The following is a 22,384-nucleotide window of genomic DNA, read 5'->3' as shown; positions in this document are numbered from 1 at the left end:
CTCAGGAGAAGCCGTCGACGATGGTGCCGGCCGAGAAGATCAGCACGATCCCGATGATGACCGAGGCGAACCAGCCCCAGTTCAGCCGCCCCATCATGCACATGAAACCAGTGCCGATGACGGCGAGTGTGGCAACCGCGATCCCAATCGGACCGGTCAGCGCGGCCTCGACGGTTTCCAGCATGGTCTGGATCGGCGACAAGTCCTGCGCGAAGGCAGGGCTTGCGAGAGCCGCCAAGGTTGTGGTGGCAGGCAAGAGGCGGCTGAGGCGATGTCGAAGCATGCGAAGTTCCCTTGTTTTACTGAAGATCGATGAGGACCGGCGCGCGGGCTGGAACCCGGTCTGCGACGCGGATGTCCGGCGCGGAAACAGGTGTACCCGCAAGTCGGGACCGGATCCGGTGGATGCGCGCGATGTAGTCGCGGGTCTCGATGAAAGGCGGGATGCCGGAATACTCGACCACCCGGTGCGGTCCGGCATTGTAGGCCGCGAGCGCCAAGTCGATGTCCTTGAACGTTCCGAGTTGTGCGAGCAGATACCGCGCCGCGCCGTCGAGGTTCTGGGAGGGATCGCGCGGATCGACGCCGAGCGCACGGGCAGTATCCGGCATCAGCTGGCCAAGACCATAGGCATCCTTCGGGCTGACGGCGGTCGGGTTGTAGCTGCTTTCAGCCTCGACCAGGGCGCGGAACAGAATTTGCCAGTCGTCCGCATCAAGGCTGACCTGCCGCAGGGCACGGTTCCCCTGGTGGCGGACGGCAGTCGTGCGGATCAGGGAGAGGGTGTCGTCGCGACTGGAAGGCGGCGTGGCGTCCAACGAGGCCAGAACGACCTCGGCTTCAGCGCTATGTTCCAAACCAGCCCAGGCAGGGCGCTCACCGTGAAAGGTCCAGCCCGAAGTCCGGGCTGTGCCGTCGCGGCCGAAGGCGATAACGTCAGCCGCGCTCCTCGAGGGTGATGCTGTAGTCAGGACCAAAGCGCAGATCGCGCCCGTCACCGAACTCGAGATGATGTTTGAAGAGCCCTGGCCATATGTTGAAATACCGCGGCTCAGGCCCGTGCGGGGTGATCCGGGTCGAGACCAGAATGGCTTCCGGCTCACCCTCGCGCAGGTAGATGCACTGGTAGCGCGGCTTGCCATCGTCCGTGAACCCCACGAGTTCATACCGGCAGCGGAACGCGATGCCCTGTTCGGACAGGTCTTTGACACCATCGATGGTGATCAGGATCTGGTTGCGCGCTATCGGCATGTTCGGACTCTCCCCACGAGAGCCCTTCTACTGCACGACACTAAGGCCATAAAGTCATATGGAGTCAATACGACATATTGCAGAAAAATACATATTGCGCGATAGTCTGCGCAACTTTTGCGGGAGAGCGACATGAAGCGACAGGCGATGGCAGCGGCGATGGGGGTGATGGCGGTGTTCGGAGCCCCGGGGAAGGCGCAGGCCTATGACATCGACTGCGCCATCATGCTCTGCATGGCTGGCGGCTTCCCCCCGAGCGCAGTCTGTGCACGGGCCTATCGCACTATGATCCGCCGCATCACGCCCTGGCCGAGCCTGCCGCCCTTCGGGGTCTGCACCTTCGCACATGTGCCGGTCGAGCTGGGCGGGCCCGGCGGGGAGGGCGAGCTCGACACCACTCTGCCCGAATACGAATGGCTGAACCGCACCCATGTGATCTGGTTCACCGGTCAAGCCTATAGAGAAAGGGGAGGTGAACAGTATTGGGACTGGTCTCTCCGTTCCTGCGACCGAGAGAACCGCACCTGCCGGTACATCCAGCGGGTCTACCGATCCCACACGCCCTGGCCCGAGGCATTCGTATCGGAAGGCGGTCAGGAGATCGCCTATCCGACCGGCGGAGGTTCCTCGTACTTCTATTTGCGCAGTATCATGGTTGAATACGGCGACTACGAGGGCAACATGGGCCACTCGGAGTGGTTCTCCTACTGATCCGAACGGTCTGATGCCTTCAGGGAAACTGGGCGAAGCTCGACCAGACAAGCATCAAAGCGTTCTGGATCGACATGCCAGCGGCGGCTCACCGAGCCATCATTCCAACGGTAATCGGTGAACAGGTGAATCTCCTGCGCACCGTCGTTCAGAAACCCGTTCTGGAAGGGCCAGCCTGTCTTCTTCTTACCCATCGAACTCTCTGCACTCCATTTGACTACCTCTTGAGACGTTCCGCTCCAGGACGCATCAGGGGCTGGCAAAAACTGGCTAGCGTTTTGTGAAGAGCTCTGCTGGATCTACGTTCAGTGCTTTGGCGATACGTTCGAGAAGGTCGAGGGAGGCCGCGAACTTGGCGTTCTCGAGCTTGCCCATATGGCCGCGACTCACATCGGCCCGATGAGCAAGCTCCTCCTGGCTGAGGCTGCGGGCGCGTCTCAATTCCTGGATGTTTAGTGCTACACGGTCCCGCAAGTTCATGCCGTTGAAACGGACACGATGCGCGAAATATCGCCACGCGATATATGTTACATTCGGAAGTGCAGAGAAGAAATCTTGGGATGGCGCGAGATCGCCGGAATGGAATGCCTGCCGAAACGCAGGTCACGTGATGATCCGTCTCGCAAACATTATGGGCCGTTCAATCGTTCTTTCAGGAAAGGGCGGCACCGGAGAGAGGTTCCGGTACCGCCAGGGTATCGCCCACAGGGAGGTGGTAGAGGGCGAATTCTACACGGAAAATTTGGGGTCGACCAATAATCGCGTAATCATGATTATGGTAATTTTTAGGCTGTCACGGCACCTCAGACAGCTTCGAGTGCGATTGCAATTCCCTGTCCCACGCCAATACACATGGTCGACAACGACTTTTCTCCAGGTTTGAGGTCCAGCATCGCTGAGCCGGTGATGCGGGCACCCGACATGCCAAGCGGATGGCCGAGAGCAATAGCGCCGCCGTTTGGGTTCACGCGGGCATCATCATCCGCGATCCCCAGGTGCCGTAGTGTGGCCAGACCCTGCGAAGCAAAGGCTTCGTTAAGTTCGATCACCGAGAAGTCTTCTTGTTTCAGTCCAAGTCGCGCCATCAGCTTTTTCGACGCCGGTGCCGGCCCGAAACCCATGATGCGCGGTGCAACGCCGGCGGTTGCGCCGCCCAAGACCCTTGCGACCGGCGTGAGGCCAAATTTTTTTGCGACGTCGCTGGTGGCAAGGATCAATGCTGCGGCACCATCGTTCACGCCTGAAGAATTCCCTGCGGTTACCGTGCCATCCGCTTTTACGAAAGTTTTCAGTTGGGCGAGCGCTTCCAAAGTCGTACTCGCGCGAGGGTGTTCATCCTGTACGACGATCTTTGGCTCCCCCTTTCGCTGAGGAATCTCTACCGGGACAATTTCACGGGCCAAACGACCGTTCGCCATAGCAACGCTCGCCTTTTGCTGGGAATGTAGGGCGAAAGCATCTTGGTCGGCGCGGTTGATGCCGAAGACTTCAGCCACGTTTTCGGCCGTTTCAGGCATACTGTCGACGCCGTATTGGCTCTTCATCAGTCTATTGACGAAGCGCCAGCCGATGGTGGTGTCTTCCACACTATTCTCGCGCGAGAATACTGTTGTAGCTTTTGGCATCACAAACGGAGCACGCGACATGCTTTCCACACCACCTGCGACAATGAGATCGGCCTCTCCTGATTTGATAGCGCGGGCGGCCGTGATTATCGCATCCATGCCCGACCCGCACAACCGATTCATTGTTGTCCCCGGTACACAATCCGGAAATCCAGCTAGTAGAAGCGACATGCGAGCAACATTACGGTTGTCCTCTCCCGCTTGGTTGGCGCAGCCAAAAATCACTTCGTCAATGGTCGCTAGATCTAGCCCCGGGTTTCGGCTGGCCAAGGCCCTGAGTGGGATTGCGCCAAGATCGTCGGCTCGCACAGAAGAAAGCGCGCCGCCATAGCGACCGATTGGTGTGCGGATGTAATCGCAGATATAGACGTTTGTCATTCTTTGAGTGCCTTTGTCAGGTCCGGGACTGCGTCGAAGAGGTCTGCGACGAGGCCGTAATCGGCGATTTGGAAGATGGGGGCCTCTTCGTCCTTGTTGATGGCGACGATGACCTTACTGTCCTTCATCCCCGCAAGGTGTTGAATTGCCCCGGAAATCCCGACCGCGATATACAGCTCGGGCGCCACGACCTTGCCGGTCTGGCCGACCTGCCAGTCGTTCGGTGCGAACCCAGAGTCCACAGCCGCGCGCGAGGCGCCGACGGCAGCACCCAGTTTGTCCGCAAGTGCTTCAATAATCGCGAAATTTTCCTCGGAACCGACGCCGCGCCCGCCCGAGACCACGACCTTGGCCGAGGTCAGTTCCGGACGATCCGACGCCGCGACCTTGTCCTCGACCCAGGCGCTCAGGCCCGCGTTGCCGGCTGCTGCGATGGCCTCGACGGCGGCCGAGCCACCCTGGCCAGCCGCGTCGAAGGCGGTGGTGCGGACGGTCAGTAACTTCTTGGAATCGTTGGACTTTACCGTCTGCATCGCGTTGCCCGCGTAGATCGGGCGCTCGAACGTGGACCCGTCCAGGATGGCCGTCACGTCCGACAGAACCATCACATCCAGCAGCGCCGCAACGCGCGGCAGGATGTTTTTCGCGCTTGCCGTGGAGGGAGCAACGATATGTTCATAATTGCCTGCCAGGCTGACCACCAGATCGGCGACCGGCTCGGCCAGGCCGTTGGCGTAGGCCGCGTCATCCGCGACCACAACCTTCGCCACGCCGTCGATCTGCGACGCGGCCTGACCCGCAGCAGCAGGGCCCGCAACCAGAACGGTCACATCGCCCAGCGATTTGGCAGCGGTCACCGCCTTGGCGGTGGCGTCCAGCGCCAGCGCGCCACCGGCGATTTCTGCAAGGAGAAGAACAGCCATTACACGATCCCCTTTTCTTTCAGTTTCGACACCAGCTCGTCGACCGAGCCGACCATCTCGCCTGCCGACCGTGCGGCGGGCTCGGCGGTTTTCACAATCTCCAGGCGCGGGGTGACATCGACGCCGTAATCGGCGGCGGTCTTCTCATCCAGCGGCTTCTTCTTGGCCTTCATGATGTTGGGCAGCGAGGCATAGCGCGGCTCGTTCAGGCGCAAATCGGCGGTGACGATCGCCGGCAGCTTGACCTTGATCGTCTGCAACCCGCCATCCACTTCGCGGGTCACGACGGCATGATCGCCTTCGATCCCGACCTCGGAGGCATAGGTCGCCTGGCCCCAGCCCAGCAGCGCCGCCAGCATCTGGCCGGTGGCGTTCATGTCATTGTCGATCGCCTGCTTGCCCGCGATCACCAGGCCCGGCGCCTCGGCGTCGATCACGGCCTTCAGGATCTTGGCCACCGCCAGCGGCTCGATGTCCTGGTGCACGTCATCGGCGGCCACAACCAGGATCGCCCGGTCCGCGCCCATCGCCAGCGCCGTGCGCAGCGTTTCCTGCGCCTGCTTCACGCCGATCGAGACGACGACAACCTCGTCCGCCTTGCCCGCTTCCTTCAGCCGGATCGCCTCTTCGACCGCAATCTCGTCGAACGGGTTCATCGACATCTTCACATTCGCGAGATCAACTCCGCTCCCGTCCGCCTTAACGCGAACCTTCACGTTGTGGTCAATTAGGCGTTTTATAGGAGCAATTATTTTCATTGGCTTTTATCGTTTTCAAAATTTGCAATGGTGGTAACGGCCCGGATTCCGAGCCGTTACTCGGGATGGGTCCCTGTCAATTCGCAGTATAACCGCCATCTACTACAATCTCTGCTCCGTGAACGAACGATGACTCATCCGATGCGAGGAACAGGACCGCATTCGAAACCTCTTCAGGTTTGCTTGGTCGCTTGCACCCCATTTGCAAAACAGACTCCCTCTACCACAGAAAGACAACTTATCTGCCGGTGATCGTGGGAAACATGCTGACATGTTCCTCCCCGGTCGCGAAAACTCTTTCTAAATAACGAGGCACCCTCCAGCCGCAAGGATCCTCTTTGACATGCGCGCTGAAGAGCGCGGTCAACCGATCCTTGCCGATATTTTTGGCGTGGTGCATCAGGCCTCCCCGCCAGCGGGGAAATCCGTAGCCGTGAATCATTACTAGGTCGATGTCTTGCGGTTTTTCTGCTACGCCTTCGTCAAGGATATCGCAGGCTTCCGCCACCATTGTGAGCAAGAGCCTTTCTACGATTTCGTCAGCTGAGAACTCGCGGCGAGTGAAGTTCATTTCTTCTGAGACACGGAGTATTTCGCTAGCGACCAGCTCCGAATGTGAGGGTTTGCCGTCTGGCCCATAGTCGTACCATCCGGCGCCCGATTTGCGTCCTAGGCGTTTGTGCTTTTCGACCAGCCGCTCGACCAAGGGCACGTGACCACAGCAGTTCCCTTCGGCAACTGCCTTGCGACGGATATTCGCGTAGGCGATGTCCAGCCCCGACATGTCCTGTGCAGCATATGGACCCATCGCCATACCGAATCCGCGCATAGCCGCGTCGATCTCGTCGACATTAGCCCCCTCCACCAGAAGGCGATTAGCGGCGCGACGGTAGCTCGACAAAATTCGGTTTCCGATGAAGCCATCGCAAACACCAGACAGTACCGGGATTTTACCAAGCCTGTGCGCCAGCACAAGTGCTGCACCTAATGTTCCGTCTGACGTTCGGTCGCTCCTGACGACTTCCAGAAGTTTCATAATATGCGCAGGACTGAAGAAATGCATCCCTACAAAGCGTGCCGGGTGTTTCAACCCATCAGAGAGCCGATTTACATCGAGATAGGATGTGTTTGTGGCAATGATGGTCTCGGGTGGCAGTGCGCCTTCGAGTTCGGTCAGGATCGCGGTCTTAACCGCAAAATCCTCGAAGGCCGCCTCGATTGCTAGATCGGTTGGTGGCAGAGCGTCATAGCCTGAGACCGTAACCAGCCGGTCTTCAACCGTCTTTGCCGCATCGACGGACAGAATACCGCGACTGATACCCTGATCAATCAGCTTTTGCAGGTTTTTACTGGCCCACTCGGCGGACGAGGCACTACGTTCGACGACAGTCACCGAGATCCCTGCGGTCGCCAGCGTGTACGCAATAGCTGCGCCCATATTGCCACCACCGACCACGATGGCGGTTTCAGCATCTCGGGAAGGTCGGGGGTAGGCGCGCCCCTTGTTGGTTGCGGTACGCTCGGTGAAGAAAACGTGCCTAAGGGCCCGCGCCTGATCCGAGGTACGAAGGTCCAAAAACGCAGAGCGCTCGCTGGCTAGTGCGTCGTGCAGCGGCGTCGTCGCACTGGTCGCGACTAGGTTCACCGCAACCTGCGGGGCATTCTGGCCAGGCATACGCCGCGCTACATGCGCTCGGGCGACTTCCGCTGCGACGTGGTTTGGCTTTGGTGAAGGAAGATTGTCGGGTGCCTGTGCCGCCTCAAGTACATCGTCATCGAGAGCTATGGCCGCGCCAAGCGGGTCATCGGCTAGCAGCTGGATCAGTCCCATTTTCAGTGCCTGCTCGGCGGAAACAGCCTTCCCGGTGACAATCATGTCAAGCGCAGCTTCAATACCGATAAGTCGCGGCAGTCTTTGGGTTCCCCCTGCGCCAGGCACGATCCCCAAGTTTACCTCTGGCAAGCCCAGTTTGGCAGAAGTTGAGGCGATGCGATAGCAGCAAGCCAGAGCAATCTCTAGTCCCCCACCAAGCGCAGCCCCGTTGATTGCTGCGATAGTAGGAATCGGGAGGTGTGCAAGTTGCATCAGCACATCATTTAGTTGTGGATCAACAGGCAACTTACCGAATTCCTTCGCATCCGCGCCCGCGACGAAGGTCGTTCCTGTGCCGGTGATAATCAGCCTGGTAGCCCCAGTTTCGAGGACTTTGAAGATACAGTGTTGTATTCCAGCCCGAACCTCCGCGTTGATTAGGTTAAGCGGCGAATTGTCTATGGTCAGAATTGCTGCGTCATTTGAGAAGCTTAATTCAACAGGCATGGGCATCCTCACAGCACTGGCGCGCGATTGCGCGAGATAAATTTGGTAATGAGATAGCCTTCGAAGGTTTCCGTCCCGCCTTCAGTCCCATAGCCGCTGTCTCTCACGCCTCCAAACGGAGTCTCGGGCAGAGCGAGGCCGAACTGGTTGATGCTTACCATACCTGCCTGCAAACCCGCAGCTGCTTTATCTGCACGCTCTAACGAATTGGTAAAGACATAGGACGCCAGCCCGAAGGGTAGCCCGTTGGCCCGCGACAGTCCGTCCTCTATGTCACGAAAAGACGAGACGACAGCAATCGGGCCGAAGGGTTCTTCGCGCATCAAGTCAATGTCGTCGTTGGGCGTATCGACGATTGTCGGGGCATAGAAGTTACCATGATTTCCAAGCCTTTTGCCTCCCGTCAACACCCGTGCGCCGTTTTCGCGGGCATCCTCGACGAGCTTTTCCATCGCATTCACGCGTCCGCGATGACACAATGGTCCCATCTGCGTGCCTTCGGCTAAACCAGCGCCCACCTTTACGCTCTCAAATGCTGAAACTAGTTCGGACAGAAATCGATCGTAGATGCCTTGTTGTACGTAAAACCGGGTTGGGGCGATGCACACCTGGCCTGCATTGCGCAGCTTGTTGACCGCCAAGGCGCGCGCCGCGGCCGTGGCATCGGTGTCGTCGAACACCAATACGGGCGCGTGACCGCCGAGCTCCATCGTCGCCCGCTTCATATGGCGGCCAGCCAATTCTGCCAGATGCTTGCCCACCTCGACCGAACCGGTGAAGGTGATTTTGCGCACCTCGGGGCGCGCAATTAGAGTTTCCGAAATGAAGGCCGCATTACCCCAGACAAGGTTCAGACAGCCTTCGGGCAATCCTGCATCCAGCAGATAGCGAGCAATTGCCATGCAACCCGCCGGAGCCTCTGCCGGGGCTTTTAAGATCATCGTGCAACCTGACGCAAGCGCCGCCGCGACCTTGCGTACCGCTTGGCTCAGCGGAAAATTCCAAGGCGTGATGGCAAGGCAGACGCCTATCGGTTCGCGCACGACAAGCTGCTGTACCCGCGGGCTGCGTGATGGAATGATGCGCCCATAAATGCGCCGACATTCCTCGGCGTGCCAGTCAACGTGGTCAGCCGAGGCGCGGACCTCAGCCAAAGCCTCAGCCAGCGGCTTGCCTTCATCGAGAGTGATCCAGCCAGCGATCAGTCTGTCATTTTGGCGCAGCAGGTCGGCAAACCGCCGCAAAATCGCACTTCGTTCCATGGGAGAGCTGTTTTTCCATCGGCGAAAAGCTGATTCGGCCGAGTGAACCGCATGGTCTAGATCTGCGGCGCTAGCCTGCGGAATCTGTCCGATAGTTTGCCCGTTTGCAGGGTTTATGACTGCACGATCCTCTGGCGTGGGAGAAGCGATCCAGTCTCGTCCGATGAGGTGCTGGATGGTCGGATAATTCATTTCTTTCATGGCATTATGCCCTCGCTTAGTTGTGTCATCCGCAGGATCCGGCACGAATGGGACTAGGTGGACGACCTTAATTTTCCGCATAGCGGGAAAGTTTACCGCAGTATTGACTCGGACGTTATCGATCGTTTAGGTGTGTTTCAAGACGCATAATTCTTTCCGAGGAGGGATATCGTGAGACCAAGGAAAGACCGCACCAAGGATGCCGAGAAACAGGATCGCGATTTTGTCACGGCGTTGGCGCGCGGCTTGGAGCTGTTGCGGGCCTTTCGGCGGGAAGGGGAGGCTCTGGGGAACGGTGAGTTGGCCGAGCGCACTGGCCTGAGCAGATCGACGGTCTCCCGGCTGGCCTATACACTGAACAAGCTGGAATACCTCAGCTACGACCCGGATACAGCACGTTATCGACTGGCCCCTCCAGTGCTTTCGTTGGGTTTCTCCTGCCTTGCAGGGATTCCGCTGCGGCAACTGGCGAAGCCCTTTATGCAGGAGCTGGCTGATTACACAGGCATGCCGGTGGCCATGGCCAGTCGTGACCGGCTATCGATGGTCTATCTGGAGCGGTGCAAGGGCACTAATGCCGTCACGCTGGCGATCGAGGTTGGTGCCCATATTAAACTGGCCACGACCGCGGTTGGTCGCGCCTGCATAGCGGCGCACGACCCGGATGAGCGGGCCAGAATTCTGGCCCTTGTGGAGGAACATGAAGGCGACAACTGGCCGAATGTGCAGCCCGGAATCGAAGCAGCTATCGCAGACTACCAACAGCACGGTTACTGCACGTCCTTCACGGAGTGGAAACGTGATGTGAACGCTGTAGCGGTGCCCTTCGTGCCGAAGGACGGCTCACCCATTATTGCCTTCAACTGCGGTGGCCCTTCGCAAACCCTTACGCGCGACTGGATCGAAAGCGACGTCGCGCACCGCCTTGTCGATCTTGTCCGCCGCGTTGCGGCGGTCGCACCCTGAACAATAGAGAGCATCATGGCCCTTGATAAAGATACCCTTTCCCAGTTTCTCGACGCGCTCGACCGCTTCGTGAAAGAGCGACTAATCCCTTACGAGGATCGCGTCGCCGACGAGGATGTGATTCCGCCGATGCTGGTCGATGAAATCCGCATGATGGGCCTTTTCGGCATGTCGATCCCGGAAGATTTCGGCGGGCTCGGCTTGTCGATGATAGAGGAAGTGCAAGCCGCTTTCGTTCTTGGCCAGGCTTCGCCTGCGTTCCGGTCGCTAGTTGGCACCAACAACGGGATCGGCTCTCAGGGAATCATCATCGATGGAACCGACGAGCAGAAGGCGCAGTATCTACCAGCTCTCGCGTCCGGAGATATGATCGCATCCTTCGCCCTAACCGAGCCAGATGCTGGGTCGGATGCTGGCAGTCTGCGCACTACGGCGCGGCGTGACGGTAACGATTTCCTTCTGAACGGCACGAAACGCTACATTACCAATGCACCGCGTGCCGATCTATTCACGGTTTTTGCCCGGACCAATCCAGAGGCGGAAGGTTCTGCCGGCGTAAGCGCCTTTCTCGTCGAGGCAGGGACGCCAGGCATAACGCTTGGCCAGCCTGACAGGAAGATGGGGCAGAAGGGCTCGCACACATGCGACGTCATCCTTGACAATGTCCGCGTGCCTGCCGCGAACATTATCGGCGGGCCGGACCGTCTGAACAAGGGCTTTAAGACAGCAATGAAAGTCCTTGACCGGGGCCGACTGCATATTTCTGCCGTCTGTGTGGGCGCCGCCGAACGGCTGATCCGTGACAGCCTATCCTATGCGATGGAACGCAAACAATTCGGTGAACCCATCGCTGAAAAGCAACTGATCCAAGCCATGCTGGCTGACAGTCGCGCCGAGGCCTTCGCAGCGCGTTGCATGATCGAAGAAACAGCACGCCGCAAGGACGCTGGTCAGAACGTGTCGACTGATGCTGCCTGCTGCAAGATGTTTGCCAGTGAGATGGTAGGTCGAGTGGCCGATCGCGCAGTGCAAATCCACGGCGGTGCAGGATACATGGCCGAATATGCGGTCGAGCGCTTCTATCGCGATGTGCGTCTCTTCCGCATCTACGAGGGGACAACCCAGATTCAGCAAATACTGATCGCGCGGAATATGATCCGCACTGCAGCAGCTTAACAGGAGCGAAGACAAACTATGGACTTCAATTTCCTTTCCACCCCGAGGATCGTCTGCGAGAGCGGTGGGCTTGGCCGGATCGGCAGCCTGATGCAAGATTTGTCTTGCACCCGTGCGCTGGTCGTGACGGACCCGGGCATATTGGCCTGTGGTTTTGCGGACGAGGCAGCCGCCTCACTTAGGGCTGCTGGCATCGAGGTTGAGATTTTTCATAAAGTCGAAGCGGACCCCCCGATCGCTGTCGTCGAGGCCGCGGTAGAGGTCGCGCGGGCCTTTGGTGCTGACGGAATCATCGGACTTGGCGGCGGCAGTTCACTGGACACTGCCAAGGTCATCGCAGCGGCGGTAGCCAACGATCAACCGATTACGGACATGATCGGGATTAATCAGGTCACCGATAAACGCTTGCCACTGATCCAGGTGCCAACCACGGCAGGGACCGGATCAGAGGTAACATGGGTGTCCGTGCTGACTTCGGAAAGCCACGAAAAAAAAGCGGTATATGCACCGCAGCTTCTGCCTGACGTTGCCTTGCTAGATGCAAAGCTAACATTGGGAATGCCTCGTCACATCACAGCGGCCACGGCGTTAGACGCAATGGTTCACGCCATTGAGGCAGTAACCAGTCGCACCAGAAAGAATCCCATTTCCGATGGAATGGCGGACAAAGCGCTGGTGCTTCTCGGTCAGAACTTACCAATCGTCATGGAAACGCCTTCGGACCTGTCAGCGCGAGAGGCCATGCTGTTGGGGGCGACACTGGCTGGGATGGCCTTCATTAATGCCAGCGTGGGGGCGATTCATGCCTTGTCATACCCACTTGGAACAGGTTTCAAGGTTCCTCACGGGCACGCAAACGCTCTGGTCGCAGGACCAGTGATGAGGTTCAACATGCCCGTTGCAGAAGCTGAATATGCTCGTCTATCGCGGTTACTACTGCCCTCGCGGCCTTTCAACTCTGATGCGGCTGCGGCCCATGGCCTGATCGACGAGATGGAACGGATGCTAGTCGAAAGCGGACTTGAGTCTCGACTTTCTGGTGTCGGAGTGACCGAGGCAGCCATTCCCGGAATGGCTAATGAGGTCGTGACCGGTATCACGCGATTGCTGGAGACCAACCCGCGCGACATGACAGCCGAAGATGTGTCGCGCCTCTATCAGGAGGCGCTTTGATGGCTGGCTCATTGGACGGGATCAAGGTGGTCGACCTCAGCCGCGTGCTGGGCGGGCCTTACTGCACCCAAATGCTTGCGGATCATGGCGCTGAGGTCATCAAGGTGGAGCCGCCTCTGGGCGACGAGACCCGCAGTTGGGGCCCGCCTTTCAATGATGAACTCAGCGCTTATTTCTCTGGCGCCAACCGCAACAAGCGGTCCATCGCTATCGATCTGCAGCAACCGGAAGGGCGCGACCTGATTTTGCGGTTTCTTCAGGATGCGGATGTTTTAGTTCACAATTTTAAGTCTGGTACTCTTGAAAAATGGGGGCTTGGTTATGCTGATGTTCTCAGGGCACGTTTTCCTAGACTGGTACTCTGCCATGTGACTGGATTTGGTTCCGATGGCCCACTTGGCGGTTTTCCCGGCTATGACGCCGTGGTACAAGCTATGACGGGCCTCATGAGCATCAACGGCAATCCCTCCGAAGGCCCGACACGCATGGGTACGCCCATCGTGGACATCGGCACCGGTCTGATCGCCTGTAACGCTATTCTCGCCGCACTTTTGGAACGGGGCCGGTCCGGATTGGGCCAAGCCATCGAAGTGCCGCTATATGATTGCGCGATCAGCATGATGCATCCCCAAGCGGCTAATTCCCTCATGTCCGGACAGATACCAATGGCGACCGGCAATGGGCATCCAAATATCGTACCATACGACATGTTCGAAACAAGTAATGGCAAACTCTATCTGGCTATCGGTAACAATGGTCAGTTCGCAAAACTCTGTGACGTGCTTGGCCTACCTGAGGTGCCCTGCGATCCACGATTTGCCGACAATGCCGCGCGTCTTGCGCATCGGTCAGAGATGACAGAGGTCTTGTCAGAGTGCCTGGTGCAACATGACGCCTTCAAACTTGAGCCGGTGCTTTTGAAAGCTGGGATTCCCGCCGGAGTCGTTCGGAATGTGAATGAAGCGTTGGAGCATCCACACACCCGACATCGCGGCATGGTGGTATCAGTTGGCACCTACCGCGGCACCGGCGTGCCAGCACGCTTGTCGCGTACCCCCGGAGCGGTTCGCGCGGCACCGCCTCGCTTCGGGCAGCATAGTAGGGAGTTGCTTAGCGAGGCTGGACTGACAGAAGCTGAAATCGATAGATTGACTCAAGCGAATATCGTTCGAGAAGAACCGCGGATGCGCGAGACGACCTAAGCCGAAATTTCAGCTCAAGCGGACGATCGTGAAAAAGTTCAGGGAGGCCAAGATGGAAAGACTGCTCATATCACCGGACCGGATACCCGAATGGATTCCCGGCACGACTACGTTGGACAGTTCCGGGTGCAACTGGAACGGCATTACCCTGAAGGGCTATCGTTATGAGCGACAAGACGCGGCAATTCCCCCCATGCGCGACTATATGATTGTTGCATATGATGGCGCGCCAACCACTATGCGCCGCACGAGTGGCGGCCCATGGCAAAGCGCGCGCGTAGAGAAAGGTAGGATTTCCTTGCTCACGCGTGCAGAGGAATCCACTTGGAGTTGGTCCGAGCCTATCACGGTTAGACACGTCTATCTCAGTCACAGTGAACTCGAAAACACGGCCCTTTCGGTCTTTGATCGTGACCCGAAGTCCATTGAGATCAATGATTGTCTGTCTGCGAAGGACCCCTGTATCCTGAACTGCATCCAATTGCTAGAGAATGAGCTAAAGAACGGTGGAATCGGCCAGAGATTGATCATCGACGCCCTGCGCATCCAGATCGCCGTTCACCTTCTGCGTCAGTACGCCAAGGTCTCTTTGACCAGCGACGCAAACTCGAACTTCAGCCCTGCTCAAAGGCAGAGAATCATCGATCTCGTTGAAAGCTGCTTAGGTGAAAACCTCAGTCTGGAAGACATGGCCGCATCTATCGGTTTCAGCCAGTTTCACTTTTCGCGTCAGTTCAAGGCGGAGTTTGGGTTGGCACCGTATGCATATGTTTTGCGCAAGCGAATATCGAAGGCCCAGGAGATGCTGAGAAAGGGTAATGCCCCCCTGAAAGTGGTCGCGCTTGACTGCGGTTTTGCAGATCAGAGTCATTTTAGTCGAACTTTTCGAAAAATGACAGGCGCGACCCCCGCCGAATTCCGGCGCATGGCATAATTACCGGAAAACTATTCCTTCCTATCGCTGTCACGCACCAGAGACAAAGAAATGTTGAGCCCGTAACGCTGCAATGAATGTACCAGAAACAGAATTTAAACCACGATTTGCCTTCGAACGCAGGATTTTCTTTGGCGACTGTGACCAGCTGGGAATCGCCTTTACTGGCCGGATCACGAATTTCGCGCTGGAAGCGATCGAGACTTTCTGGGACGATTTGCTTTCAGGCCGGGGCTGGCTTTTTCTACTCACGGAAAGAAACACGGCCATGCCTTTTGTCTCTATGGACCTACAATTCCATGCGCCGGTGAAAGCAGGCGCGAACCTAGCATGCGAGGTCTATGTGGTCCATGTCGGGGAAAGTTCAGTTGGTCTAAAAGTTGTCGGCCGTCAGCATGACTTGATTTGCTTCGAATGCGAAACGAAGTCAGTTTTCCGAGATGCTTCAACATTTGGAAAAGTCAAAATTGAAAGCTCAATTCGGCAGATTTTGCTCGCGGAAGTGGGTTCGGAAAATCAAACAGTGAGCTAGCAACCTTTGAGGTTGCCGCCTGTAATCAAAGAGGTTTTTCGCCCCGTTTGCGTGTGACCGAGTGCAAATTTCTATCTGGCCTTCAAGAATGGCATTTTGAAAAGCCGCGGCCAGAGACGAAGGTCAGCGGATGAGGTCTGAAGTGGTCCCAGGAAACCGGACAGTCAGCTAAGGTGTTTCCCGAACCTTTGAAGGGATACGAACATGGCAAAGCGCCGGAACTTTACAGATCAGTTTAAGGCCAAGGTGGCGTTGGAAGCGCTGCGTGGCGACAAGACCGTGCAGGAGATCGCGGCGAAGCATCAGTTGCACCCAAATCAGGTCAGCACATGGAAGCGGCAGGCCATCGAGGGCATGGCCGATGTGTTCTCGGGTGGCAAGCAGAGCGGCCCGACCGAGGCGGAAGTAAAGGAACTTCACGCCAAGATCGGGAGGCTGGCGGTCGAGAACGATTTTTTGTCGGAAGGGCTGAAGCGATGAGCCCTGGAAAGAAACGCGCGATGATCAACCGGGATCACCCCAAGCTGAGCATCAGCCAGCAGTGCAAGCTGGTGAGCCTGAGCCGGTCGGCGTTCTACTACACGCCCGCCGGGATCGACGCCGACACGCTGTCGATGATGAAAGAGATCGACCGGGTGTTCACCAAATACCCATTCTTCGGGTCGCGCCAGATCGCGGCCTATCTGCGCCGGGAAGGCATTGTTGTTGGCCGCCATCGCGTCAGGCGATTGATGGCGAAGATGGGTCTTGAAGCGGTCTACAAGCGCCCACGAACCAGCCAGCCGCATCCTCAGCACCCGGTCTTCCCGTATCTGCTGAGGAAGATGGTGATTGACCGACCGAACCAGGTCTGGTGCGCCGATATCACCTTTGTGCCAGTCAGAAATGGCTTCCTCTATCTGGTGGCAATCATGGACTGGGCGACGCGCAAGGTGCTGAGCTGGCGGTTGTCGAACACGATGCACGCCGACTTCTGCGTCGAAGCACTGAGCGAGGCCATCGCCAGGTACGGCCCGCCTGAGATCATGAACACAGATCAGGGATCGCAGTTCACCGGATCGGCCTGGATCACGACGCTGACCGAGGCGGGCGTGCGCATCTCGATGGACGGGCGCGGGCGTTACCTCGACAACATCTTCATCGAACGCCTCTGGCGATCCCTGAAGCAGGAGGCCATCTATCTCGAAGAAATCAATGAAGGCTTCCGGGCCCGTCGTGTCATCAAGGGCTGGATGGCATTCTATAACACCAGCCGACCCCATTCCGCGCTTGATCGGCAGACGCCGGACGACGCATATTGGGCAGGCTTGGAAGAGCGACACGCAGCATGAAACCTAAACCCGATACACCTTAGAAACGCTGCAAACCTGTCCGAAAAGATGGGACCACTTCACACGTCAACGCACAGTGAAAGCCAGAGAAAGGGAAGCCCGGGTGCCGGGCTTGAAAGGATAGAGAGAGGCTCATCCGGGTCCGGCGAGACAAGGACCCTGACCATGGCCAAGACCACGACCCGCCCGAATCCCACCACCTCAAAAAAGACCGAAGCCGTTGGATCGGCCGCGCCTGACGGCGGTGCCGACATCCGGATGATCCCGCTCGACAAGCTGGAGCCGAGCCCACTCAACGTCCGCAAGGTGGCCGCAAGCGCCAGCGACGATGCCGAGATTCTTGCGAGCATCCGCGAGACGGGAATCAAGCAGAACCTGGTGGTTCACGCACTTTCCGAGACACGTTTTGCCGTCGACGCAGGCGGTCGTCGCCTCAAGGCGCTGAAACAACTCGCCGAGGACGGTGTGATCCCCGCTGATCATCCAGTGCCCTGCCTTGTCGAGGACGAGCGCAACGCCATCCTTACCTCGGCCACAGAAAACCTCCAGCGCGCGGCGATGCATCCGGCAGACCAGTTCGAGGCCTTCGACAAGATGATCGGCGAGGGTCGCAGCGAAGACGAGATTGCGCTCAAATTCGGCGTCTCCGTCGACCTGGTGCGCCGTCGCCTCAAACTCGCCCGTGTCGCACCCGAAATCATCGAGCAGTTTCGTGCCGGTGATCTGACCCTCGAATGCGTGATGGCTTTCACGCTGACCGACGACCATGACCGCCAGCTCGCGGTCTGGAACGCCGTGAAGGGCGGCTATCACATCCATCCGCAGAGCATCAAACGTCAGCTGACCGGGGCCGCACATTCGGCGAACTCGGCAATTGGTCGATTTGTCGGCATCGAGGCGTATGAGGCGGCGGGCGGGGTTCTGCTGCGGGATCTCTTCGACGACCGGGCAACCGCTCATATGGAAAACCCCGACCTCTTGGAGCGTCTCGCCATTGAGAAACTGCAGGCTGCGGCCAAACCCTTCGAAGGGATATGGAAATGGGTCGAAGTGCATCTTTCGGTGGATTATGGCGCGTTTCGCAGTTTCGGGCGGGTCTATCCGCAGGACATCGAACCGGATGCGGACATGCTGGCCGAGGAGGAACGTCTCATCGCGCGTGAGGAAGAATTGGCGGCGCAGAACGACGGGGAGGACTGGACCGACGCGGAGACCGAAGAATACTACGCCATCGAGCCGCGTTTGCGCGAAATTGAAGCCATGCAGCGCGAACGGCAACCCTATGCCGAGGCAGATCGCGCTATCGCCGGTGTAGTCCTGACCATCGGCCATGACGGGGTGTTGCGCGTCGAGAAAGGCCTGGTGCGGCCCGAGGACATTCCTGTTGCGCCCGAACCGGACGATACCACCGCAGATCCGGATGGCGCTCCCTCCCCTGCCCGCCCACAGGTGACGCCGCCGACCTCCTCCACGCCGGTGCCGAGCTCCGACCCGGCCGCGACGTTGCGCAAGGCGGACGGGATTTCGGCGAGCCTGGCCGACGATCTGCGCGCCACGCGTCAGCACATCCTGCGGGCGCATCTGGCGGCGGATTTCGAGGTGGCTTTCGATGCGATGCTCTACGCGCTCTGCGAGCAGGCTTTGGGGCGGTCCTACAACAACGAGGCGCTCGATATCTCCATCCGGCCCTTCCAGGCGCAAAACCGCGAGGTGCTGCATGCGGACACCGTCGCTCAGAAGATGCTTGAGGCGTTGGAGCAGGACCTCGCCACCGACTGGATGAAGCTGGAGAAACCCGATGACTTCCGGGCGATGTCGGCCCTGCCCATTGCGGACAAGCAGGCGCTTTTCGCCTGGGCGACGGGTCTCGCGGTCAAGCCGCAGCTCTCCTCTGACAATCGCCCCTCCCACATCATTGAGGAGATTGGTGCGCGGCTCGACGTCGATGTGGCGGCCTGCTGGCGCCCGAGTGCCCAGAACTACTGGGGTCGCGTCAACAAGGGGCATGCGGTGGCCACGGCGCGCAAGCTCATCGGCGATGATTACGCCGAGGATCGCAATCGCGAACGCAAGGGCGATCTCGCAGCCGCGATGGAGCGCGCTTTCGCGGAAACGGCCGGCGAGACGGAAGGTTTCGACGCGGCGACGGCAGCAAAGACAACGCGCTGGCTGCCAGACGGGATGGTGTTTGCCGGTGCGGCGGAGGCCGACGCCAAAATGATTGGCGATGCGCCCGAGGCGGAGGAAGGCGACGTGCCTGCCGCAGACGCTCTGGCCGAGGCGGAGAGCAATGAACCATCGTCCTTGCCCGCCTTCCTTAGCGGAGATGCGGCCTGACGAAGCGAACACCGACCTGATCACGACATGAGCTTTGGGCCGCCCTCACATCGAGGGCGGCTCTTTCCGGCTGACGGGTTGCCGACAGCCGATATCGGATCGGCTGGCCCGTCCCGGAGACATCCTATGACCACCAGACTCGACCTCGATCCTGTTCAGGAAGCCGCACGCATCGCCGCGCAGAATGACGCGTTTCGCAATTCCATCCTCGGCAATCCTTCCGTTGCCGATGCCCCGCAGGGACAGTTTGTGATGACATGTGGCGTCGCCGCGCTTGGACCCGACGCACAACTGGAACTCACACGCCGCGTTGCCGCGTTCGACGCCTTCAATGCCGACAGTGACCCGCAGGGATTGCACGAGATGGGGGTCATCGAATTCAATGGCACGAAGGTTTGGTTCAAGATCGACTTGTACGACGTCGATTATCAGTACGGCTCGCCTGAGCCTTCCGACCCGAAACAGACGCGTCGCGTGCTGACCTTGCTTCTCCCGTCGGAATACTGACGCCCTCCACCCCCAATCGCCGCCCCGGGCCGTCCTTGCATAAAGGGCGGTCCTTTCGGGCTGGCGGGTTTCAAGGGGCGCGATGATCGCGTCCGGCCTGCTGCAGGAGACCAGAGATGGCCAAGACACTCGATTACCAGATCACCCTCTATCCCGCGCATCGTGACGGCGCCTTCGTTGTTACCCAGTTCCATATGATGGCGACCTACCCCGAAAAGCGCGTCCAGGCCGCGGGCATGGACGATTTGATCGACAAGGTGACGCAGTTCGCAATGGAGCATGGTGAGAGTTGCAGTGCTTCGGTGCGTTGCCTCGCCCCGCGCAAACCGCCGGGGTTCAAGCGCGCGACCGAGAATCTGTATTTCAACCTGGTTGACCGGACGGCTGAAAACCGCGGCGACGCTGCGGCCTGAAGCCCCCCAAAGGAAACTCCGGGGCGGCCTCGCGTAACGGTCGCCCTCCCCTCTCCCAATTCCAAAGGACAAAAAGACATGACACAAGCGACTGATTTCTACGCACAGATGCTCGAATCCCAGAGACGCGCATCCGAAGAGCGGGGCGAGACTCGCGCTGCCCTTCTCTCCGAGCTGCGTGCCTTCGGCGTGACCAGCATCGAGGTGCAATATGAAGGCTACGGCGATTCCGGCAATGTCGAGGATGTCGTCGTGACACCCGACACGATCACGCTGACAGAAGAGTTGCGACGCCGGGTTGAAGATTTTGGTTGGGATTTCGCCTATGCGCTGAGCCCCGGATTCGAGAACAACGAGGGCGGTTATGGCGAGCTGACCTGGGCGCTCGAGACGGACAAGATCGATGTTAGCCACTCGAACCGCTATATCGAAACCAACACCACCGAACACGAGGGGCTCTGACATGGCACATCCCCTCCACCACGCCGAAAGCTCCGCCCGAAAATTCGGCGGTGTTCCAGATGACTATCAGTTCGTGCATGACTGGTTTGACTCATCCAAAGAGCACCTAGGTCTCTTTGTTCACAGAGCCCAAAAACATCATACAGTCGGGATCTATGATGCCGAACGTCACTTCGGCCGCAGCCTGACCAACAGCGCGGGCCGGGTCGTCCCGATCCGCTGGATCGGTGAGCAGCATGTGCGCGAGGACTGCCAGGGACGGATCCCGTCGCTGGCGGACTGGCTTGTCCGCATTCAGCCGGAACCGTGGATGGCCAATGGCCGGATCGACAACGATCCTACGCAGATTGTTGGCGATCCGCGTGCGGTCTGGATCGAGGCGGTCTCCAATCACCAGACCATTCTCGGTTTTGAGGACTGGCTGCTGAAGGTCTCTGTCGAGCACATCCAGCATCGCCAAAACCGCGCCGCTGCCTGATCCGCCGGCCAGAAAACTCACCAACCACCGGATCCCATCCACTTCGACCCGCCTGCGCCACAACCGGCTTGGCGGGTCGATTGCGTTTCAAGAAAGGATATCGACATGCAAGACCCTGTCTACGAGGAGGCCTACCAAGGCCACGTCATCAAGATCTATCACGACCCCGATTCTGAGAACCCAAGGGAGTGGTCCAACCTCGGAGCGCTGATCTGTTGGCACCGCCGATACCGGCTGGGGGACAGCCACCGGTTCGACTGCCCCGAGGCGTTCCTGCGCGATCTTGCGGGCGTCTCGGATCAGAGCGATCTTTCACTGGATCGCCTCCGCGAGCGCGCCGAGCGCAAGGCAATCATCTTGCCCGTGTACCTCTACGACCATTCCGGCCTCGCGATGAACACCATCGAGTTCCATTGTCCGTGGGATTCCGGCCAAGTTGGCTTTGTATACGTAACGCTCGAAACGGTTCGAAAGGAGTTCGGCGCGAAGCGCGTCACCAAGGCGATGCGCGAAAAGGCCAAGGACATTCTGCGCGCTGAGATCGTCACCTTCGATGCCTACCTCGGCGGACGGGTTTATGGCTATGTCGTCGAGCGTGACGGTGAAGAGATCGACGCCTGTTGGGGGTTCTTCGAGCACTATGATCTGGACTGCCTGTCCGAGGCGCGGGCGGTTGTAGATCCTCTGATTTTGCGAGAGGTACAAAGACCCGCCGCTGCGGAACAGGGCGCAAGCCCACCCCCGAGTTGAAACGCCCGCAATACTCATATATCTTATTCATGCGTATTACGGAGGTGAGCATGGCAAGCACAAGCGTCACACTTGGCCCCCATTGGGACGAATTCATCGCCCTGATGCTTAAAGAGGGGCGTTACGGGTCAACCAGCGAGTTGATCCGCGCCTCTCTGCGCCTGATGGAGGAGCAGGAAGGTCAGCGGGCGCGGCTTCGCGTTGCGCTGATGGAGGGCAAACAATCCGGTGACGCCGGTCCGCTTGACATGGATGAGATCAAGCGCGACGCGCGGAGCCGCTCTGGCGCTTCTGATGCGTGACATTCATCACTCTCAGGCGGCAAAATCCGACCTCGTCGATATCTGGGTCGAGACAGACCGACAGTGGGGCGAGGCGCAGGCGGACCGCTATCTCGATGATATCGATCGCGCCCTGAAGGGTCTCATCGCCAACCCGCAAATGGGGTCTGACTGTTCCGATCTCTTGCAGGGTGCGCGTAAACTGATCACGGGCCGGCACCTCGTGTTCTACGAGGTGGACCCGGACAGGATCTTCGTGATCCGAGTCTTGCATCAGTCCATGGACGTGCCGAGGCATCTGCGGTCGTCCTGATAACGGGCGAATTCGCACCGGGGCTTTGCCATGAAAGAGCGAGAGGCAGGGCAGGAGGGGTGACCCCTCCCGGGTGAGAGAGTGCGCGCGGGGCTTGGGG

Annotated in this window: 27 protein-coding genes; 16 read left to right on the top strand and 11 right to left on the bottom strand. The window is 58.8% G+C overall.

What is annotated here, in order from left to right; genetic code table 11:
- Position 1 precedes the first annotated feature (1 nt).
- From B8991_RS15360 to B8991_RS15350, 3 genes are all read right to left on the bottom strand, one after another.
- A complete protein-coding gene (locus B8991_RS15360; RefSeq protein ID WP_007120605.1) occupies positions 2–283 on the bottom strand; it encodes a TrbC/VirB2 family protein in 282 nt (93 codons plus the stop codon).
- Positions 284–299: 16 nt separating this feature from the next.
- On the bottom strand, positions 300–857 hold the full coding sequence (locus B8991_RS15355) for a lytic transglycosylase domain-containing protein (protein WP_007120604.1): 558 nt from the start codon (positions 855–857) through the stop codon (positions 300–302).
- A gap of 79 nt (positions 858–936) precedes the next feature.
- Positions 937–1,251, bottom strand: a complete 315-nt coding sequence (locus tag B8991_RS15350; RefSeq protein ID WP_007120603.1) for a hypothetical protein — start codon at positions 1,249–1,251, stop codon at positions 937–939.
- A 132-nt stretch (positions 1,252–1,383) separates the two neighbouring features.
- On the opposite strand from B8991_RS15350, the gene B8991_RS15345 reads away from it, so the two are divergent.
- Positions 1,384–1,962 carry a hypothetical protein gene (locus B8991_RS15345; protein WP_007120602.1) on the top strand — a complete coding sequence of 193 codons (579 nt, stop codon included), beginning with the start codon at positions 1,384–1,386 and terminating at the stop codon, positions 1,960–1,962.
- Here the strand turns inward: B8991_RS15345 and B8991_RS15340 are convergent.
- From B8991_RS15340 to B8991_RS15305, 8 genes are all read right to left on the bottom strand, one after another.
- A complete protein-coding gene (locus B8991_RS15340) occupies positions 1,956–2,156 on the bottom strand; it encodes a hypothetical protein (protein ID WP_007120601.1) in 201 nt (66 codons plus the stop codon). The two genes, B8991_RS15345 and B8991_RS15340, sit on opposite strands and share 7 nt — an antisense overlap.
- A 76-nt stretch (positions 2,157–2,232) precedes the next feature.
- Positions 2,233–2,442, bottom strand: coding sequence for a helix-turn-helix domain-containing protein (locus tag B8991_RS15335; protein WP_007120600.1), 210 nt, complete (start codon positions 2,440–2,442; stop codon positions 2,233–2,235).
- 323 nt (positions 2,443–2,765) lie between these two features.
- On the bottom strand, positions 2,766–3,965 hold the full coding sequence (gene pcaF / locus B8991_RS15330) for a 3-oxoadipyl-CoA thiolase (protein WP_007120599.1): 1,200 nt from the start codon (positions 3,963–3,965) through the stop codon (positions 2,766–2,768).
- A complete protein-coding gene (locus B8991_RS15325; RefSeq protein WP_009827022.1) occupies positions 3,962–4,888 on the bottom strand; it encodes an FAD-binding protein in 927 nt (308 codons plus the stop codon). The genes pcaF and B8991_RS15325 overlap by 4 nt, the downstream gene beginning before the upstream one ends.
- The gene (locus B8991_RS15320; RefSeq protein ID WP_009827023.1) at positions 4,888–5,646 is read right to left on the bottom strand and encodes an electron transfer flavoprotein subunit beta/FixA family protein; all 759 of its coding nucleotides are present in this window, start codon (positions 5,644–5,646) and stop codon (positions 4,888–4,890) included. Before B8991_RS15320 ends, B8991_RS15325 begins: the two co-directional genes overlap by 1 nt.
- Before the next feature lie 76 nt (positions 5,647–5,722).
- Entirely contained in the window at positions 5,723–5,848 is a 126-nt protein-coding gene (locus tag B8991_RS15315) for an SDR family oxidoreductase (protein ID WP_412780957.1), read from the bottom strand.
- Positions 5,849–5,884: 36 nt separating this feature from the next.
- Entirely contained in the window at positions 5,885–7,966 is a 2,082-nt protein-coding gene (locus B8991_RS15310; protein WP_197918802.1) for an FAD-dependent oxidoreductase, read from the bottom strand.
- Between the two features lie 8 nt (positions 7,967–7,974).
- Positions 7,975–9,429: an NAD-dependent succinate-semialdehyde dehydrogenase gene (locus tag B8991_RS15305; protein ID WP_232272174.1), complete on the bottom strand. Its 1,455-nt coding sequence runs from the start codon at positions 9,427–9,429 to the stop codon at positions 7,975–7,977.
- Between the two features lie 171 nt (positions 9,430–9,600).
- Here B8991_RS15305 and B8991_RS15300 point away from each other — a divergent pair, with 171 nt between their 5' ends.
- The 15 genes from B8991_RS15300 to B8991_RS15225 all read left to right on the top strand — a co-directional run bounded on the left by B8991_RS15300 (position 9,601) and on the right by B8991_RS15225 (position 22,284).
- Positions 9,601–10,395, top strand: coding sequence for an IclR family transcriptional regulator (locus tag B8991_RS15300; RefSeq protein WP_007120594.1), 795 nt, complete (start codon positions 9,601–9,603; stop codon positions 10,393–10,395).
- A 15-nt stretch (positions 10,396–10,410) separates the two neighbouring features.
- A complete protein-coding gene (locus tag B8991_RS15295; RefSeq protein ID WP_007120593.1) occupies positions 10,411–11,571 on the top strand; it encodes an acyl-CoA dehydrogenase family protein in 1,161 nt (386 codons plus the stop codon).
- Between the two features lie 18 nt (positions 11,572–11,589).
- Positions 11,590–12,744 carry an iron-containing alcohol dehydrogenase gene (locus tag B8991_RS15290; RefSeq protein WP_007120592.1) on the top strand — a complete coding sequence of 385 codons (1,155 nt, stop codon included), beginning with the start codon at positions 11,590–11,592 and terminating at the stop codon, positions 12,742–12,744.
- Positions 12,744–13,946, top strand: coding sequence for a CaiB/BaiF CoA transferase family protein (locus B8991_RS15285; protein WP_007120591.1), 1,203 nt, complete (start codon positions 12,744–12,746; stop codon positions 13,944–13,946). Before B8991_RS15290 ends, B8991_RS15285 begins: the two co-directional genes overlap by 1 nt.
- Positions 13,947–13,998: 52 nt before the next feature.
- Positions 13,999–14,880, top strand: a complete 882-nt coding sequence (locus B8991_RS15280) for a helix-turn-helix domain-containing protein (protein WP_232272173.1) — start codon at positions 13,999–14,001, stop codon at positions 14,878–14,880.
- A gap of 73 nt (positions 14,881–14,953) precedes the next feature.
- Positions 14,954–15,412 carry an acyl-CoA thioesterase gene (locus B8991_RS15275; protein ID WP_007120589.1) on the top strand — a complete coding sequence of 153 codons (459 nt, stop codon included), beginning with the start codon at positions 14,954–14,956 and terminating at the stop codon, positions 15,410–15,412.
- Positions 15,413–15,616: 204 nt separating this feature from the next.
- Positions 15,617–16,743, top strand: a protein-coding gene (locus B8991_RS15265; protein ID WP_197918801.1) for an IS3 family transposase whose coding sequence is annotated in 2 segments (ribosomal slippage) — positions 15,617–15,887 and positions 15,887–16,743 — 1,128 coding nt in all. Because the reading frame shifts where the segments join, the coding sequence is not laid out codon by codon here.
- Positions 16,744–16,908: 165 nt separating this feature from the next.
- Positions 16,909–19,080, top strand: a complete 2,172-nt coding sequence (locus B8991_RS15260; RefSeq protein ID WP_009827031.1) for a ParB/RepB/Spo0J family partition protein — start codon at positions 16,909–16,911, stop codon at positions 19,078–19,080.
- Between the two features lie 126 nt (positions 19,081–19,206).
- Entirely contained in the window at positions 19,207–19,587 is a 381-nt protein-coding gene (locus B8991_RS15255; protein ID WP_009827032.1) for a DUF3768 domain-containing protein, read from the top strand.
- Positions 19,588–19,703: 116 nt separating this feature from the next.
- Complete coding sequence (locus tag B8991_RS15250; RefSeq protein WP_009827033.1) at positions 19,704–20,000, top strand: hypothetical protein; 297 nt, start codon at positions 19,704–19,706, stop codon at positions 19,998–20,000.
- 78 nt (positions 20,001–20,078) lie between these two features.
- Positions 20,079–20,462, top strand: a complete 384-nt coding sequence (locus B8991_RS15245; RefSeq protein ID WP_009827034.1) for a DUF6878 family protein — start codon at positions 20,079–20,081, stop codon at positions 20,460–20,462.
- 1 nt (position 20,463) lies between these two features.
- Positions 20,464–20,940 (top strand): DUF6915 family protein, encoded by a 477-nt coding sequence (locus B8991_RS15240; protein WP_009827035.1) that lies wholly within the window; start codon positions 20,464–20,466, stop codon positions 20,938–20,940.
- 105 nt (positions 20,941–21,045) lie between these two features.
- Entirely contained in the window at positions 21,046–21,690 is a 645-nt protein-coding gene (locus B8991_RS15235) for a hypothetical protein (RefSeq protein ID WP_009827036.1), read from the top strand.
- A 50-nt stretch (positions 21,691–21,740) separates the two neighbouring features.
- On the top strand, positions 21,741–21,992 hold the full coding sequence (locus tag B8991_RS15230) for a type II toxin-antitoxin system ParD family antitoxin (protein WP_009827037.1): 252 nt from the start codon (positions 21,741–21,743) through the stop codon (positions 21,990–21,992).
- On the top strand, positions 21,985–22,284 hold the full coding sequence (locus tag B8991_RS15225; RefSeq protein WP_009827038.1) for a type II toxin-antitoxin system RelE/ParE family toxin: 300 nt from the start codon (positions 21,985–21,987) through the stop codon (positions 22,282–22,284). The genes B8991_RS15230 and B8991_RS15225 overlap by 8 nt, the downstream gene beginning before the upstream one ends.
- Positions 22,285–22,384 lie beyond the last annotated feature (100 nt).

The sequence above is a fragment of the Primorskyibacter flagellatus genome, assembly GCF_900176485.1.
GTDB lineage: Bacteria > Pseudomonadota > Alphaproteobacteria > Rhodobacterales > Rhodobacteraceae > Primorskyibacter > Primorskyibacter flagellatus.
The sequence above is the reverse complement of the archived record's forward strand: the minus strand, read 5'-3'. Positions and strand labels throughout refer to the sequence as shown.